Genomic DNA, 15,872 nt, shown 5'->3' on the forward strand with positions numbered 1-15,872 from the left:
GCTGTGCTCAGTCCGGCTTGCACACCCCACTCATCCCAGCGGCCCGAGCTCACGCAGGTACGCCACGTGCCGGCCCCGCCCGAGGGACTGCCTCGGCGTCAGCAGCCCGCCCGAACCTTGCGCATCTGCTCGGCGACTCTTCGTGACGCGCGCCATTCGACGGCACCTCTCCGTGCGGTGGCCGACCGAGGTGAGCAGCGCGCCTCCGCACATCACTATGGAAGTGGCGCGTATGTGCGTGCCGAAGCGGAGGTGTGCCATGCCGGCCAGTGCAGTCCTCATGCGTATCGCCGATGATGGGCGAATTCTCGAGTGGTCTGCCCAGGCCCGAGAACTGCTGGGCTGGTCCCGGGCGGATGCCGAGGGGCGCACTGTGGCCGGCCTGGTACGGCCGGGCTCCCCTGCGTCCGAGGTCGTGGGGGCACTGGCGGCTCTGGGGGAGGTGTCGGTACGACCCGCGCTCTCCGGTGGTTCGCTGACCTGGGAGGTAAGCGCAGCAGAAGGCTCTGGTTCAACCGAGCGGGACATCGCGGTCTTGCAGGCGTTGTTCGCTGACGCACCCATGGACTTGTACGTTCTGGACTGCGACCTGCGTATCGTCAGGTCCCGGGCCCGTACGCCCGAGGCACAGCCGGCCGTGAAGGAGACCCAGGCTGGCCCGGATTTTGCTTCGACCCTCGGGCTTGAGGATCCAGCGAACGAGCGTGCGGTGGCGCGGCTGGTTCTTGCGAGCGGTGAGCCGGCGCTGCAGCGTGTCGTGCGGTCCGCAGGAGCGGAGGGCACCAGTCGTCCCGTGGTCTACTCCCTGTCGTACGTCCGCGTCGAAGGACGTGACGGCCGGACTCAGGGCCTGGTCGCCTCGGCCATGGACGTGACGGACCGCGAGCGGACGTTGCGCCGGTTGAAGGTCTTGGAGCGGGTCCGCACAACTGTCGGGGACCGACTCGACGTCATGTCCGCGTGCCAGGAGTTGGTCGAGGCTGTCGTGCCGACGTTCTCAGGCATTGTGGTGGTCGAGGTCATCGAGGACGTGTTCCGGGGGCAGGAGCCGCCGTTGGCTCCGGTGGCCTACGACGTGCCCTTGCGGCGCGCTGCATTCAAAGGGCTGGTGTCGGCACACGCGGTGGGCGACGTTCGTCGGCTCCCGGACGGCACACCGTTCTCACGAGTCCTCAACGACCTGCGTCCGCGGCTCCTCAGTGTGGCCGAAGACAGCCCCTGGCTGTCGGCGGATCCGGCGCGGGCGAACTCCATCGTGCGGTCAGATGCGCACTCCCTGATCGTCGCTCCTCTTACCGTGCGCGGCGAAGCTCTGGGCGTGGTCAGCTTCTATCGGCACGGGGACGAGGAGCCCTTTGACGAGCACGACGTCACGCTGACGACGGATGTCTGCGCGCACGCGGCGCTGTGTATCGACAACGCACGGCGTTACACGCGGGAACGGACCATCGCAGCAACCGTGAAGCGTCAGCTCCTGCCACAGAAGTCGCCGGTTCCGTCCACGGTGGACGTGGCCACGATGCACATCCCCGGTCCGGGTGGCGGAGGCGCATGGTTCGACACGATCGAACTGGCGGGCGGCCGAGTCGCGTTGGTGCTCGGAGACGTGGCCGGACGAGGCGTGGCGACTGCTACCACCATGGGACAGCTCAGGACCGTCATCCACGCGCTGGCCGCACTCGACTTGGAGCCGCAGGAACTGATGGCACGGCTGAGCGACACCGCCGAGCGACTGGCCACGGAACGGGCAGCGCTGCCAGCGGGAGACCCCCTGAACAGTGAACCGCTCACGGCTGCGTGCCTGATCGCGATCTACGACTCGGTCGACCACACGTGCACGCTCGTTCGCGCGGGACTCTCGGAGCCGTATCTCGTCCTTCCTGACGGCGAGTCGGCGACTGTGACGACTCCGGGAGGTCCGGTGCTCGCCGGCACCGATCACGCCCCTTTTCCTGCCACTGAGATCACGATGCCGGCAGGCAGCACGCTTGCGGTCGGCAATGAGGACCTGTTGGAGACCTCGCCGACGCTGCGTGTACTGCTGCGGGAAGGAGCGACGCTGCCCCTGACCGAAGTCTGCGACACACTCTCCTACGCGCTGCGAGACCGCCACGACACGGAGAAGATGCTGCTGCTGGCGCGTGCTCGAGGTCTGCCCCCGGACAGAGTGCTGACGGTTGCACTGGCCGAGGATCTGGCGGCCGTCCCAGCAGCCCGAAAGGCCGCACGCAGACAACTCGCCGCTTGGAAGATCAGCGCAGAGTCAGCGTTCACCACCGAACTCATCGTCAGTGAACTGGTCGCCAACGCAGTCCGGTACGGCGCCCCGCCGTACCGCCTGCGGCTCATCCTCGACGACCGTCTGACCTGCGAGATCCGTGACGCGGGGACAAGCGTCCCGCACCTCAAGCATGCCCGCGCGATCGATGAAGGGGGCCGCGGCCTGTTCATCGTCGCCAGCATCGCCGACGCCTGGGGCGTCCGCTACCACGTCCAGGGCAAGACAGTGTGGGCGCAACAGGGCACGGTGGCTGCAGAGCCGGAGTAGCGGGAGAACTGCGAGGCAGCCCGTCCTCGCGCTCGCCGTCGCATTCGGGGCGATGCCCCTCTCCTGCACAGCGCCCTCAGCCACCGGTCAGCCCTACGGTCCCACGAAGATATCGGCGCCCGAGCGTGCCGCCTGTGCCAACGGTGGCCTGCCGGACACCACCCTTCCCGTACAGGCCCGCGCCACGCGAATGGGGTGTGTTCTCCGGTGGTCTGGGTGACCATGGAAGTCGAAGCCGCCAGCAGGCGCAGACAGGCCGCGCCCCAGTCCGAGGGGTGGCTCATGTGGCGTCGGCGGGCAGAAGGAGTGCCTGCAATGAGCGAAGCCGAGTGGCCTCCCCCGGACATCGGCGAGGTGTTCAGCGGCCGAGCGAGCGACGAACCATCACAGCCGAGTGGGTTGATGAACCTTCTGGGAGTGGCGGCCGTGCTGCTGGACGCCGAGGGACGGGTCGTCCTGTGGAGTCCGCAGGCCGAGGAGCTGTACGGCTACACCGCCGAGGAAGCGCTCGGGCAGCACGCCGCACAGCTACTCGTCCCCGAGGAGGACTGTGATTGGGTGCTCAAGAAGTTCGCCGAGGTCATGGAGTCGGGCCGGAGCTGGGGTGGCACGTTCCCCGCCCGTCGAAAGGACGGCGGCACACGGCTGGTGGAGCTGCGCAACATGCGGCTCCTGGACGACCGCGGCGACTTCTACGCCCTTGGACTGGGCACCGACGCGCCCACACTGCGCGAGGTGGAGCGGGACGTAGCCCTCTCCACCCGGCTGATCTCCCAGTCCCCCATCGGAATCGCCATCCTCGACTCCGACCTGCGGTACCTGGCAGTCAACCCCGCGCTGGAGCGGATGCACGGCGTCCCCGCGAAAGACCACCTCGGTCGCCACTACCGCGAGATCATGACGGCTGCGAAGTTCGAAACGCCCGAGGCCGCGATGCGGCAGGTCCTCGACACCGGGATGCCCCTGATCGACCAGTCCACCATCGTCGGCCACAGCCCGGCCGACGAGGCACCGCGCCTGCACGCCTGGGCGATCTCGGCCTACCGGCTGGAAGACACCCAGGGCCGCGTGCTCGGGGTGGCCGAACTCGTCACAGACGTCACCGAGCGTTACCAATCGGCCCAGGAGGCGACCGCGACGCGGCGGCGCCTGGCCGTGATCGCCGACGGCTCCGCCCGCATCGGCACCACCCTGGACATCGCACAGACCGCCCAGGAGCTGGCCGACGTCACCGTTCCCGAACTCGCCGACGTGGTCTCCGTCGACGTGCTCGACTCCGTCATCGACGAGCACCGGCCTCGCACCACCGCCGGTCCCGCATTCTTCCGTGCCCTCGCACTCAAGGCCTCCCACCCCACCGAGGCCCTCCAAGCCGCCGATCCGCCCGGCCACATCGCCGCGTACGAAGACAACCGCGTGGCCACCCGCTGTGTGCGCATCGGTCGACCCATCTTGATCCCCCACGCCGACGGAAACGACCTGACATCCATCGCCCGGGACGATCACGCCGCAACGCTGCTGGCCCGCGCCGGAGTGCACTCCTACATGGCCGTCCCCCTCATTGCCCGCGCCACCGTCCTTGGCTTCCTGGGGCTGACCCGCGCCCGCGACCCACGGCCCTTCGACGAGGACGACCTCGCCATCGCCGCCGAACTGGCCTCCCGCACCGCGGTGTGCATCGACAACGCCCGCGCCCACCAGAGCGTGCGCAACGCCGCCGAGACCCTGCAGCGCAGCCTGCTCCCCCACCATCCACCCCACCTGCCCGGCCTGCAGGTCGCCTCCCGGTACCAGCCCGCACAGGCGGCCTACGAAATCGGCGGCGACTGGTACGACGTCCTCCCCCTGGGCGGCGACCGGACGGCCCTCGTCGTGGGCGACGTCATGGGCAGCGGTATCGACGCCGCCGCGACCATGGGCCGTCTGCGCACCGCGACCGCCGCCTTCGCCGGCCTGGACCTCGACCCCACCCGCGTCCTCCAGCAGCTCGACACGATCACCTCCGGACTGGAGCCATACATCGCCACCTGCCTCTACGCCGCCTACGACCCCCACCGTGGGGAGTGCCACATCGCCAACGCCGGCCACCTGCCCCCCGTCCTCATCCGCGACGGCAAGCATCCCCAGCTGCTCGACCTGCCCACCGGTACCCCACTCGGCGTGGGTGGCGTCCCGTTCGAGACCACCACTCTCTGCCTCGACCCGGGTGACCAGCTGATCCTCTACACCGACGGACTGGTCGAAACCCGCCACCACCCCATCGACGAGCGCCTCGACACGCTCCTGCGCGTCCTGGAAGCACTCGACTGCCCGCTGGAAGAAACCTGCGACCGGCTCCTGCACGACCTCCGACTGCCCGACGACCACGACGACGTCGCCCTGCTGATCGCCCGCACCCTGTCGTTCGCGCCAGAGAATGAACAACGTCCCCGCTGATCCGATACAGCAGAAGGTGATAACCGCCAACAGGCCACCGTTGGCGGCGGCGTTCTGGTACCGAAACGACTGGTCCAGGAGCTGATCCAGGCTTGGTGCCGGCCCCTCTCCGCAAACGTGCCATCGGGCACTTCCGATGCGAGAGGAAATACGTGCCGCAGCAGCTGAACGAACGTCAACTGCATGTCCTGCGTCGGGTCGGGCAAGGCTGCCCGGAAGGCGTACGGGAAGGGACTCATCACAAACGCAGTCGGCAGGCATTTCAGAGGCCGTTGTCCTCACGGACGTGATCGTTGAGTTTCCGCTGCTCAGGCATGGTTTCGGTGTCGCTTCGGGGCGGGCGATCAGGTCGTTCTCGCGATGTGGAGATGACCGGTGACATCGGTAATGGGTCTGTTGGAGCGGCGCGAAGCGGCTGCCCGAGTGCGGGTGCATGAGCTTCGCGTGGAGGCGGAGCGGGTTCTTGCTGAACTCGGCGAGGCGGAGGCGGTGTTGGAGCGCGATGATCGTCCTCACGGAGCCGGCCGAGGCCCTGGCTGCTCCGGCCGAAGGCGGATGCGCTTGTCCCCGGCCCGCGCGAGGCGACGGTGGACGAGCTCCCGGTTGCGGGGGCGATCGTGCCGCAGCACGGCGAGGGGGTGACCGTGCAAGCAGTCGCACCCAACTATCGGCGGATCGTGGAGCTGGTGGAATCCGAGCCGGGCGGCGATGAGAGGGCGTCGGCGAAGGGGAGCGCGGCCTGGCTGGGACTGAAGCTGGTGCCGGCGAAGATCGAGAGCGTGCGGTCCAGGGCGAGGCGCCTGGCCGAGCGGGGATAGATGTCCATGTCGTCGTCGGGACAGTTCACGCCGCGGCAGCACCACCGAGACTGCGCTGGCCGCGGGCGGGGAGCAGGGCGGGCGAGACGGCGACTGGGAAGGCTTCCGGTGGGCCGTTGGTACTTGAGGACACAAGTCCAGTGGTTTCGCCCGTCTGCCGAGCCGTCTTTGCTGCACTGGGGCACGCCCGGGGAACTGTTGACGTTTCGTGCGGAGCCTCTGTCGCGAGTTTCATCCTGGACTCGGCAGCCTTCGGCGGGCCAATGCAGGGCAGGAGGCAGCGCTGCGTCCGATACCCGGCGGTGGGTGTCCTGTGTTCGCTGTGTGATTCGCGAACTGTCGGTGGAGGGTGCGGCAGTGCCCCTACTCTGAGCAGGCAGTTGGGCAGAGACTCGGGGGAGGGCGGTTGTGGCGCGGGTGGTGCTGGTGCACGGGGTTGCTCAGCAGTTTGAGGGGCCGGAGTTGTTGTCGTTGCGGCTGGGTGCAGCGGTCCGTGACGGGGTGAAGCTGGCCACGGGGATGACGCTCCTCCCGGAGGATGTGGCGTGCGCGTTCTACGGGCACTGCTTCGTCGAGCCAGGGACTCGGTCGGGCGGTCTCCCCGCGTGGAACGAGCACGATGTGGAGGACGGTCTGGAGGCCGAACTCCTCGACGTGTGGTGCCGCCGGGCGGAGGAGATCGACGACGGGGTGCCACCTTCCGACGACGAGGGGACGCGGGGGCCTGCGGGGTACGCCGCGTCCCGGGTGCTGCTCTCCCGGTGGGTGCGTGAGCGGTTGAACTCGCTGACGGAGGCCCGGTTCTTCCAGCCGGTGTCGGAGCGGATGCTGATCGGTGAGCTGAAGCAGGTGCGCCGGTATCTGGACGAGCCGCCAGTGTGGCAGGCCGCCCGCGCGGCGGTGGCCGCCGAGATCGGTGCCGACACACGGGTGGTGGTTGCGCATTCGCTGGGTTCGGTCGTCGCGTACGAGGCGTTGTGCGACAACCCTGACTGGCCGGTGACGGATCTGGTGACGGTGGGCTCTCCGCTGGGTCTGCCGGTGATCCACCGGCGGCTGAGCCCGCTGCCGGTGGAGGGCCGTGGGGCGTGGCCCGGTGGGGTGGTGCGGTGGACGAACGTCGCCGACCCGGGTGACATCGTCGCGTTGGTGGGCGCGCTGGCCCCGCGGTTCGTGTCCGGCCCCGGCGCAGGGGTGGCCGACAGGACGATCACCAACGGGGTGCGGATGCACGACTTCGAGCGCTACCTGACCGCTCCGAAGACCGCGACCGCCGTCGCCGCCGCTCTCCGGACGCCGCACGCATGACAACCTGCGAAGACGCCGAACACGCCGTGGCGGGGCGCCGGTTCCTGATCGCGGCCGGTGTCGGTGCCTTCCGGAATCCGGGCATCGACGGCCTGCCCGGTGTCGCGGCGGACGTGCGCAGGGTACGGGAACTGCTGGAGCCCATGGGCTACACGTCCGTCCTCACCGAGCTGGCCGACGATCCGCCCCGGGACGCGCTCGCCGAAGGCATCGAGGACTGGACCCTGGAGACTTCTCTGGGGCCGGAAGACGTGGTGGTGGTGTACTTCGCTGGACACGGTGTCTGCGAGGAGGACCGCCACTACCTGCTGTGTGCCGACAGCAGGCCCGGCCGGTGGACCCGGGCGCTGGCGGCCGAGGACCTGGCCAGGCCGCTGGTGAAGAGCGCGGTGGGGCATCTGCTGGTCGTACTCGACACCTGCTACGCGGGGGCCGGTACGGCGGACGTCAGCCGGCTCGCCGCCGATCTGGCGGACCTGCACCGCGGGCGGGCCAACCGCTGGCACCTGGCTGCCGCCCGCGCCCGGGACCGCGCGAAGGAGACCGTGTTCGTGGACGCCCTCGCCGACGTCTTCGCCCACCCTCGGCACGGCGCGACCCAGGAGTACGTGAGCGTGCGCGAGGTCACCGAGCGCGTCAACGACCATTTCAGGGCTCACCGCCCCAGCCAGCAGGCTCGGTTGACCACCACCGACACCGACGGCCAGGACCCCTTCTTCCCCAGCCCCGTCTTCCTGCCCGGCCTGCCCGCCGAAGGCATCGATCTGGCCGGCCTCGCCCTGCTGCGCCGCCGTTACGACCCGCACTACGGCCCCCGTAGCCGCGGGCTGGAACACGCCGGGGAACGTGGCGACTACTTCACCGGCCGTGCCCGCGCCCTGGACGAACTCACCGCGTTCCTCACCGCCCGCGACGCGGACCACGACCGCAAGGCCCGCGTCGTCACCGGCGACCCCGGCTCGGGCAAGTCGGCCCTGCTCGGACGCCTCCTCGCCCTCACCGACCCGGACACTCCGAGGACGCGTAGGGACGGGGACGCATCCGGCAGCGAACGGCTGCCGCCGGCTTACCCCTCCGTGATTGCCCTGCACGCGCGCCGGGCCTCCCTGGCCGACCTGTTGACCGACCTCGCCGCAGCCCTGCACCTGCCCGCCCCCGCCGACCGCGACACCGTGCTGACCGCGCTGTCCGCCCGCACCGCACCCGTCGCCGTCCTAGTGGACTCCCTGGACGAGGCCGGAACCGCGGGCGACACCCGAGAGAGCCAACGCATCGCCCGCGAACTCCTCCAGCCCCTCGCCACACTCCCCGCGGTACGGCTCGTCGTCGGCACCCGTCGCCCCCAGATCCCCTCCCTCGGCCATGCCGTACACGTCCTCGACCTCGACGCGCCCGAACACCTCACCCGCGCGGACATCACCGCGTACGCCCGCGCCGTCCTCGAAGACGCCCAGGACCCCGACAGCCGCTCCCCCTACCGCCACGACCCCGACCTGGCCGCCACGATCGCCGACGGCATCGCCGAACGAGCCCGCTTCTCCTACCTCGTCGCCCGCATGACGGCACGCGCCCTCGTCCACGGCCAGATCCCCATCGACACCGGTCGGCCCGACTGGCGCGAGCGCCTGCCCAGCGACGCGAAGGAAGCCTTCGCCGCCTACCTCGAACGCTTCGGCCCCGACGGCCCCAAGGCCGAACGGCTCCTGCGCCCCCTCGCCTACGCCCAGGGCGCCGGCCTTCCCTGGTCCACCCTTTGGGCCCCCCTCGCCGAGGCCCTGTCCGGCCTGCCGTGCTCCCAGGACGACCTCGACTGGCTCCACCGGCACGCAGGCGCGTACATCATCGAGACCCCCACCCCCGACGGATCGGCCTACCGCCTCTTCCACGAGACCATGGCCGAACACCTGCGCCGCACCGGCCACGAACGCGACGACCACGCCACCATCGCCCGCACCCTCACCGCCCTGGTCCACCAGGACCCGGCCACCGGCGTGAACGACTGGCCCGCCGCCCACCCCTACATCCGCCACCACGCAGCCACCCATGCCGCAGCGGGCACCATCCTTCCCGCGCTGCTGGCAGACCCCGAGTACCTGATCTACGCCGACCCCGCGCCGCTGCTCCGCGCCCTGGACACGGTCACCGACCCGGCTCACCGCACCATCGCGGACATCTATCGCGCGTCAGCTGCCGCCCACGTTCCTCTTCCCGCGGACGCCCGCCGCGACATCCTGGCCATCGACGCCGCCCGCTACCGGCAACCCGAGCTCGCCGCCCAGCTCGCGCGGACCCGGCCGTGGGCACCCCGCTGGGCTACAGGAAACCTTGTCCACCCTGCGCACCGGACCACCCTTACCGGCCACGCAGGCGGGGTGAATGCGGTGGCAGTGACCGTGCTCGACAACCGTCCCCACGCCGTCACCGCCGGCAGCGACGGGACGGTGCGGGTGTGGGATCTGGTCTCCGGCACCGAACGCGCCACGCTCACCGGCCACACCAGCAGCGTGAACGCAGTGGTGGTGACGGAGATCGACAACCGTCCTCACGCCCTCACCACCGACGGCGACAGGACGATGCGGGTGTGGGATCTGGTCTCCGGCACCGAACGCGCCACGCTCACCGGCCACACCGGTTGGATCACTGCGGTGACGGAGATCGACAACCGTCACCACGCTGTCACCACCGGCACCGACGGGACGGTGCGGGTGTGGGATCTGCTCTCCGGCACCGAACACGCCGTCCTGAGCAGCCACACCGGCAGAGTGACAGCAGCGGCGGTGGCGGAGATCGACAACCGTCCCCACGCTCTCACCGCTCATGCCGAGGGGACGGTACGGGTGTGGGATCTGATCTCGTGCACGGAATCCACCGCCCTCATCGATCCCATTCACGGGGTGAACGCGATGGCGGTGACGGAGATCGACGACCGTCCCCACGCCGTCACCGCCGGTGACCACGGGTCAGTACGGGTGTGGGACCTGGTCGCCGGCACCGAACGCGCCGACCTCATCGGCCACGTCGCCGCTGTGTACGCGGTGGAGGTGGTGGAGATCGACAACCGTCCCCACGCCGTCACCACCGGCGAAGACAGGACGGTACGGGTGTGGGACCTCGTTGCCGGCACCGAACGCGCCGCCCTCACCGGTCACACAGACCGCGTGAGCGCAGTGGCGGTGACCGTGCTCGACAACCGTCCCCACGCCGTCACCGCCGGCCATGACGAGACGGCGCGGGTGTGGGATCTGGCCTCCGGAGCCGAACACGACGCCCTCAGCAGCCACACCGGTTGGGTGAGTGCACTGGCCACGGCGAAGATCTACGACTGCCCCTACGTCCTCACCGGCGACGGCGGGACGGTGCGGGTGAGGGACCTGGCCACCGGCGCTGAACGGGCTGTCCTCCCCGGCCACACAGGTTGGGTGAGTGCGCTGGTCGTGGCGGAGGCCGACAGCCGTCCCCACGTCCTCATCGGCGGTGACGAGAAGGTGCGGGTGTGGGATCTAGTCACTGGCACCGAAAGGGCCGCCCTCACCAACCACACCGGTTTGATGACCGCGCTGGTGGTGACGGAGATCGACGACCGTCCCCACGCCGTCACCGCCAGCCAGCACGGGAAAGCGCAGGTGTGGGATCTGGCCTCCGGCACCGAACACGCCGCCCTCAGCAGCCACAGCGGTTGGGTGAGTGTGCTGGCGGTGACGGAGATCGACAACCGTCCCCACGCCCTCTTCGCCGACGGCGGGACGGTGCGGGTGTGGGATGTGGCCTCCGGCACGGAACGCACTGCCCTCACCGGCCACACAGGCAGGGTGACCGCGGTGTCGTTGACACAGCTCCACGACCACCCCCACGCCGTCACCACCAGCGAGGACAAGACGGTGCGAGTGTGGGATCCGGTCTCCGGCACGGAACGCACTGCCCTCACCGGCCACACAGACCGCGTGACGGCAGTGACAGTGGCGCAGATGGACAAACGTCCTCACGCCCTCACCACCAGTGACGACAGGACGGTGCGGGTGTGGGACCTGCTCTCAAGCCGTGTGGTGGCGGTGCACTCGCTGCCCATGCCGGCGCAAGCCGTCTCGACGTACGGCGACTTCATCATCTTGGGGATGGCCAATGAAGTCGTCGCACTCCAGCGCACCCGCAAGCCATAACGGCGTCGCACAGGGCCCGATCGAACCAGACTCCGGCCGGAGCCGCCCCCGCAACGGCATTGCGGCGCGTTCGATCTGCCACCTGCATGCCGCCACTCGATGTCCTGCACGGTCTGCGGCGATAGCCCCAACGCAGCCGTGAACTTCCCCCAAGGCACGGGCACCCCAACTGTGGGGCGTCCTGGCAAGCACTTCACGCCTTGGGCGACTCTGCTTCAGGGGCGGGGCTGCTCGATCCTCGGCTTGGCCCCGCCCAGACCTCCCGCTGTCGCCCCACCAGGCCAGCTTCCTGCCGCAAGGCATCGACCTTCCGCCCCGCTCAGACAGACGTCATCTCCAAGATCCGGACCAGGCACGGACCAACTCAACCTGCCAGCTCACCGTCTCGCCCGTTCGCGCTGGTCAGACGAAGATCGGCCTCAAAGACCGCCCTGGCGCTGCCATGTCGCGCTCATCCCAGGGCACGCACAAGTCCGCCTGACTGGAGTGAGAGCCGGCGCGCCTTCGCAATCGCCTGCATCAAGAACCCCCTGCGGCCGCACATGACGGCGCCAAAGAACATCGCGTACGGCTCCAGGCTGAAGGGGTGGGACAGGAAGCGCATTGCGGGGCGCGCCCCCGAGATGCTGGAGATCGTGGAGCACGAGTCCCGCCTGCTGCGATGGGACCGAATCCACAGCGGGTACCAGCGGAGCGGCCAGTCCCTGTCGCCCCGCACGACGCGCGCCATCGACTCCTACCGGCACGTCCGGTGTGGGACAAGGGCCGTCCGCCCATACTGGATGTTGCGCACGGTCCAACTGCACGCCCGCAACCTGACACCCCGTCAACAAAGTAAGCATCAGACCCACCCAACCCTCCATCAACCATCAACGAACGCCAAGACCCAAAAGGGTCTACACCCACTCTGACCAGGCAGTACACAGGTCAGGGCATCACCTATTAACGTCATCCGGAGGTACCCATGAAGATGCTCATCAACGTGGCCGAGACCGTGGTCGCCGACGCGTTGCGGGGAATGGCCGCGGCCCATCCGGAGCTGATCATCGATGTCGAGAACCGCGTGATCGCGCGCAGGGACGCCCCCGCCGAGGGGAAGGTCGCGATCGTCTCCGGCGGCGGGTCGGGGCACGAGCCGCTGCACGGGGGGTTCGTGGGGCACGGGATGCTGTCGGCCGCCTGTCCGGGTGAGGTGTTCACGTCGCCGGTGCCCGACCAGATGGTGCGGGCCGCGGCCGCCGTGGACAGCGGCGCCGGGGTGCTCTTCGTGGTGAAGAACTACACGGGTGACGTGCTCAACTTCGACATGGCCGCGGAACTCGCCGAGGACGAGGGGATCCAGGTCGCCAAGGTCCTCGTCAACGACGACGTGGCCGTCACCGACAGTCTGTACACCGCGGGCCGGCGCGGCACGGGCGCGACCCTGTTCGTCGAGAAGATCGCGGGCGCGGCGGCCGAGGAGGGGCAGCCACTGGAGCGCGTGGAGGCGATCGCCCGTCAGGTCAACGCGAACGCGCGGAGCTTCGGTGTGGCCCTGAGCGCGTGCACCACGCCCGCCAAGGGCAGCCCCACCTTCGATCTGCCCACCGGCGAGCTGGAGTTGGGTGTCGGTATCCACGGTGAGCCGGGCCGCGAACGGCGCGCCATGATGACCTCCGGCGAGATCGCCGACTTCTCCGTGGACGCCGTTCTCGAAGACCTGCAGCCTAGCGACCCGGTACTCGTCCTCGTCAACGGCATGGGCGCGACCCCGCTCCTCGAGCTTTACGGGTTCAACGCCGAGGTCCAGCGCGTGCTCACCGAACGCGGCGTGCCGGTGGCACGCACCCTCGTCGGGAACTACGTCACATCGCTCGACATGGCCGGTGCCTCCGTCACCCTGTGCCAGGTCGACGAGGAAATGCTGCGCCTGTGGGACACGCCCGTCAGCACGGCGGGCCTGCGCTGGGGCATGTGAGGCAGTCCAAACCATCACCACCACGCAAGGAGATGACGTGCTCGACGCCGATTTCTTCCGACGCTGGCTCACCGCGGCCACCGCGGCCGTCGACCGGGAGGCGGCCCGGCTCACCGAACTCGACTCGCCGATCGGCGACGCCGACCACGGCAGCAATCTGCAGCGCGGCTTCGTCGCCGTGAGCGCCGTCCTGGAGAAGGAGGCACCGGCCACCCCCGGCGGTGTCCTCACCCTCGCCGGACGCCAGCTGATCTCGACCGTGGGCGGCGCGTCGGGCCCGCTGTACGGGACGCTCCTGCGCCGTACGGGCAAGGCGCTCGGGGACGCCCCCGAGGTCAGCGAGGCGGAACTCGCCGCGGCGCTGCGGACCGGGGTGGACGCCGTCATGACGCTGGGCGGTGCCGCGCCGGGCGACAAGACCATGATCGACGCGCTGGTGCCCGCGGTCGACGCGCTCGACACCTCCTTCGACGCGGCCGCCACCGCCGCCGAGCAGGGCGCGCTCGCCACGACGCCGATGCAGGCGCGCAAGGGGCGGGCGAGCTATCTGGGCGAGCGCAGCATCGGGCATCAGGACCCGGGCGCCACGTCGTCGGCGCTGCTGATCGGGGCCCTGGTCGAGGCGGCCCGCGATGAGTGAGCCGGGGGGCGGGGGCAGCGGGGGCAGTGGTCAGGAGAAGGCCGTCGGGATCGTGCTCGTGTCGCACAGCCGCGCCGTCGCCGAGTCGGTGGCGGAACTTGCGAAGGGGCTCGCGGGCGGTGGCGCGGACGTCCCCGTGGCACCGGCGGGCGGCACCGAGGACGGCGGGCTCGGCACCAGCGCCGAGCTGATCTCCGGGGCCGCACGGTCAGTTGACCGGGGTGCGGGCATCGCGGTGCTCACCGATCTGGGCAGCGCGGTGCTCACCGTGAAGGCGCTGCTGGCCGAGGGCGATGAACTCCCGGACGGGGCACGCCTGGTGGACGCCCCCTTCGTCGAAGGGGCCGTGGCCGCGGTGGTCACGGCGTCGGCGGGGGCGGATCTGGACGCGGTCGAGGCGGCGGCCGTCGAGGCGTACACGTACCGGAAGGTGTGAGCTACCGGGGCGGCGGCTCACCCGTCGCCCCGACGCGCCGTGTGCGGCCGTCGCCCCAACCCGGAGTATTCCGGGCTCAGTTGACAGACAGGAACTTCTTCGCCTGCGGCTCGCCCAGCGCCACGGCGGCTCGGTGGCTCTCGATGGGCCGCACTGCGGTGTTCTTGAACAGGATGTACGTGACCTCGCCGGCGGCGCCGCCCCGTACGGGATGCGGGTTGATACCCAGGTTCACCGCGGCGGCGTACGAGGCCTCGCCGATGACGTTCTCCGGTCCCGTGTCGCCGACGACGGCGTACTGGACCTTGTCGTTCGTCGCTGCGGTAGCGGCCGCGTGAGGTCATGAAAACCCAATCCGGGCTCACCCGAGCGTGCGGTCCACCGCTCGGGGTCCGGACGGGAACGACGCGCACCACCCCGCCTCTTGATGTGGCCCCGTCACTCATGACATACAGGTCTGTACCAATGCTTCCGAGCGGAAGGCCTGCCGTGCGACGCATTCTCGGACGCACCCCATTGGCGTACACGACCTGCGCCGCCGCGCTCCTGTTCGCCACCTCGTGCGGCCCGCTCGACGACGACACCCGGCAGGGTCCCGCCCTCACGGCCCCCGCCGGAGTCACGGCGCAGGCGGGCAGCGCCACCTCCGTCCACGTCATGTGGAGCCGCCCCGAGGGAGCCGCCGAGGTCAAGGGCTACACGGTGTACCGGGGCGTCACCAAGGTGAAAGAGGTGCCGGGCGAACAGCACATGGTCGATGTCGTCGGGCTGCACCCGCGCTCCGCCTACACCTTTTCCGTCCGGGCCGAGGACACCGACGGCACACTCGGACCGCTCAGTGCGAAGGTGGCCGTCACCACCCCGGCCGCCGTGGCCGAGGACCGGTCGGCCCCGACCCGGCCGGGAGCGCTGCGCGGCCGGGCGGACGGCGGCCGGGCGGCTTCGCTGTCGTGGGGCGCGTCGAAGGACGACAAGGGCGTCGTCTCGTACGACATCTACCAGGGCGCAGCGAAGATCCACAGCGTCGGCGGGGGCGAGACCCGGGCGCTGATCACCGGGCTGCGGCCGGGCACCGCCTACTCGTTCACCGTGAAGGCGCGCGACGCCGCCGACAACACCTCCCCCGCGGGCCCGGCCCTCAGGCTCACCACCGCGAAGGGCTCCGACGAGGGCCCCGGCACCGCCCCCACCGACTTCCGCGCCACGTCCCGCCGGGCCGGCGGCGCGTACTACATCGACCTGTCGTGGACGCCGCCGCGCACGGGCGGCACCGTGCCCGCGTACCGCATCTACCTCGACGGCCGTCAGGCCACCACGCTCGTCTGGGGCGACGCCCCGCCCAAGGGCACGGCGCGGAACAGTTTCTACGTGGGCAAGGAGGACGGCGTCCGGCACCGGGTGCGGATCCGGGCCCAGCTGCCCGACGGGACGTGGGGCGCCTACTCCGCCGAACGGAGCGTCACCACCGGGTCCTGAGCAGGGCCTTCCGGGCCGGACCATGGAACCTGTCCTCTGCCCGGCTCCCGTCCGCATGCGCCCCTTGTCTGCTCCCCTCCGGGCGTCCTACCGTCT

Annotated in this window: 9 protein-coding genes and 1 pseudogene; 8 read left to right on the forward strand and 2 right to left on the reverse strand. The window is 70.1% G+C overall.

The annotated features are described in order from the left end of the window. Window positions 1-280 precede the first annotated feature (280 nt). Together ACWFR4_RS24880 and ACWFR4_RS24885 are read left to right on the forward strand one after the other, a co-directional pair. Window positions 281-2,548 (forward strand): SpoIIE family protein phosphatase, encoded by a 2,268-nt coding sequence (locus ACWFR4_RS24880; protein WP_453654581.1) that lies wholly within the window; start codon window positions 281-283, stop codon window positions 2,546-2,548. A 315-nt stretch (window positions 2,549-2,863) separates the two neighbouring features. Then, entirely contained in the window at window positions 2,864-4,984 is a 2,121-nt protein-coding gene (locus tag ACWFR4_RS24885) for a SpoIIE family protein phosphatase (RefSeq protein ID WP_453457962.1), read from the forward strand. A 664-nt stretch (window positions 4,985-5,648) separates the two neighbouring features. Here ACWFR4_RS24885 and ACWFR4_RS24890 read toward each other — a convergent pair. Next, a complete protein-coding gene (locus tag ACWFR4_RS24890; RefSeq protein WP_453457960.1) occupies window positions 5,649-5,831 on the reverse strand; it encodes a hypothetical protein in 183 nt (60 codons plus the stop codon). A gap of 379 nt (window positions 5,832-6,210) precedes the next feature. Between ACWFR4_RS24890 and ACWFR4_RS24895 the strand changes: the two genes are divergently transcribed. The 5 genes from ACWFR4_RS24895 (at window position 6,211) to dhaM (ending at window position 14,300) form a co-directional block, all read left to right on the forward strand. After that, the gene (locus ACWFR4_RS24895) at window positions 6,211-7,110 is read left to right on the forward strand and encodes an antibiotic ABC transporter ATP-binding protein (protein WP_453654583.1); all 900 of its coding nucleotides are present in this window, start codon (window positions 6,211-6,213) and stop codon (window positions 7,108-7,110) included. Next, a complete protein-coding gene (locus ACWFR4_RS24900) occupies window positions 7,107-11,267 on the forward strand; it encodes a caspase family protein (RefSeq protein ID WP_453654585.1) in 4,161 nt (1,386 codons plus the stop codon). The genes ACWFR4_RS24895 and ACWFR4_RS24900 overlap by 4 nt, the downstream gene beginning before the upstream one ends. Window positions 11,268-12,231: 964 nt before the next feature. Continuing rightward, window positions 12,232-13,224, forward strand: coding sequence for a dihydroxyacetone kinase subunit DhaK (dhaK, locus tag ACWFR4_RS24905; protein WP_453654587.1), 993 nt, complete (start codon window positions 12,232-12,234; stop codon window positions 13,222-13,224). A gap of 37 nt (window positions 13,225-13,261) precedes the next feature. Then, window positions 13,262-13,864, forward strand: coding sequence for a dihydroxyacetone kinase subunit DhaL (gene dhaL, locus ACWFR4_RS24910; protein ID WP_453457951.1), 603 nt, complete (start codon window positions 13,262-13,264; stop codon window positions 13,862-13,864). Continuing rightward, window positions 13,857-14,300, forward strand: a complete 444-nt coding sequence (gene dhaM, locus ACWFR4_RS24915) for a dihydroxyacetone kinase phosphoryl donor subunit DhaM (protein WP_453457948.1) — start codon at window positions 13,857-13,859, stop codon at window positions 14,298-14,300. Before dhaL ends, dhaM begins: the two co-directional genes overlap by 8 nt. Window positions 14,301-14,376: 76 nt before the next feature. On the opposite strand, the pseudogene ACWFR4_RS24920 reads toward dhaM, so the two are convergent. Next, window positions 14,377-14,613, reverse strand: a pseudogene (locus ACWFR4_RS24920) (glycoside hydrolase family 75 protein); the annotation flags it as partial. Between the two features lie 176 nt (window positions 14,614-14,789). Here ACWFR4_RS24920 and ACWFR4_RS24925 point away from each other — a divergent pair. Further along, a complete protein-coding gene (locus ACWFR4_RS24925; protein ID WP_453654589.1) occupies window positions 14,790-15,776 on the forward strand; it encodes a fibronectin type III domain-containing protein in 987 nt (328 codons plus the stop codon). Window positions 15,777-15,872: the final 96 nt, after the last annotated feature.

The sequence above is a fragment of the Streptomyces sp. NPDC055140 genome, from assembly GCF_053607285.1.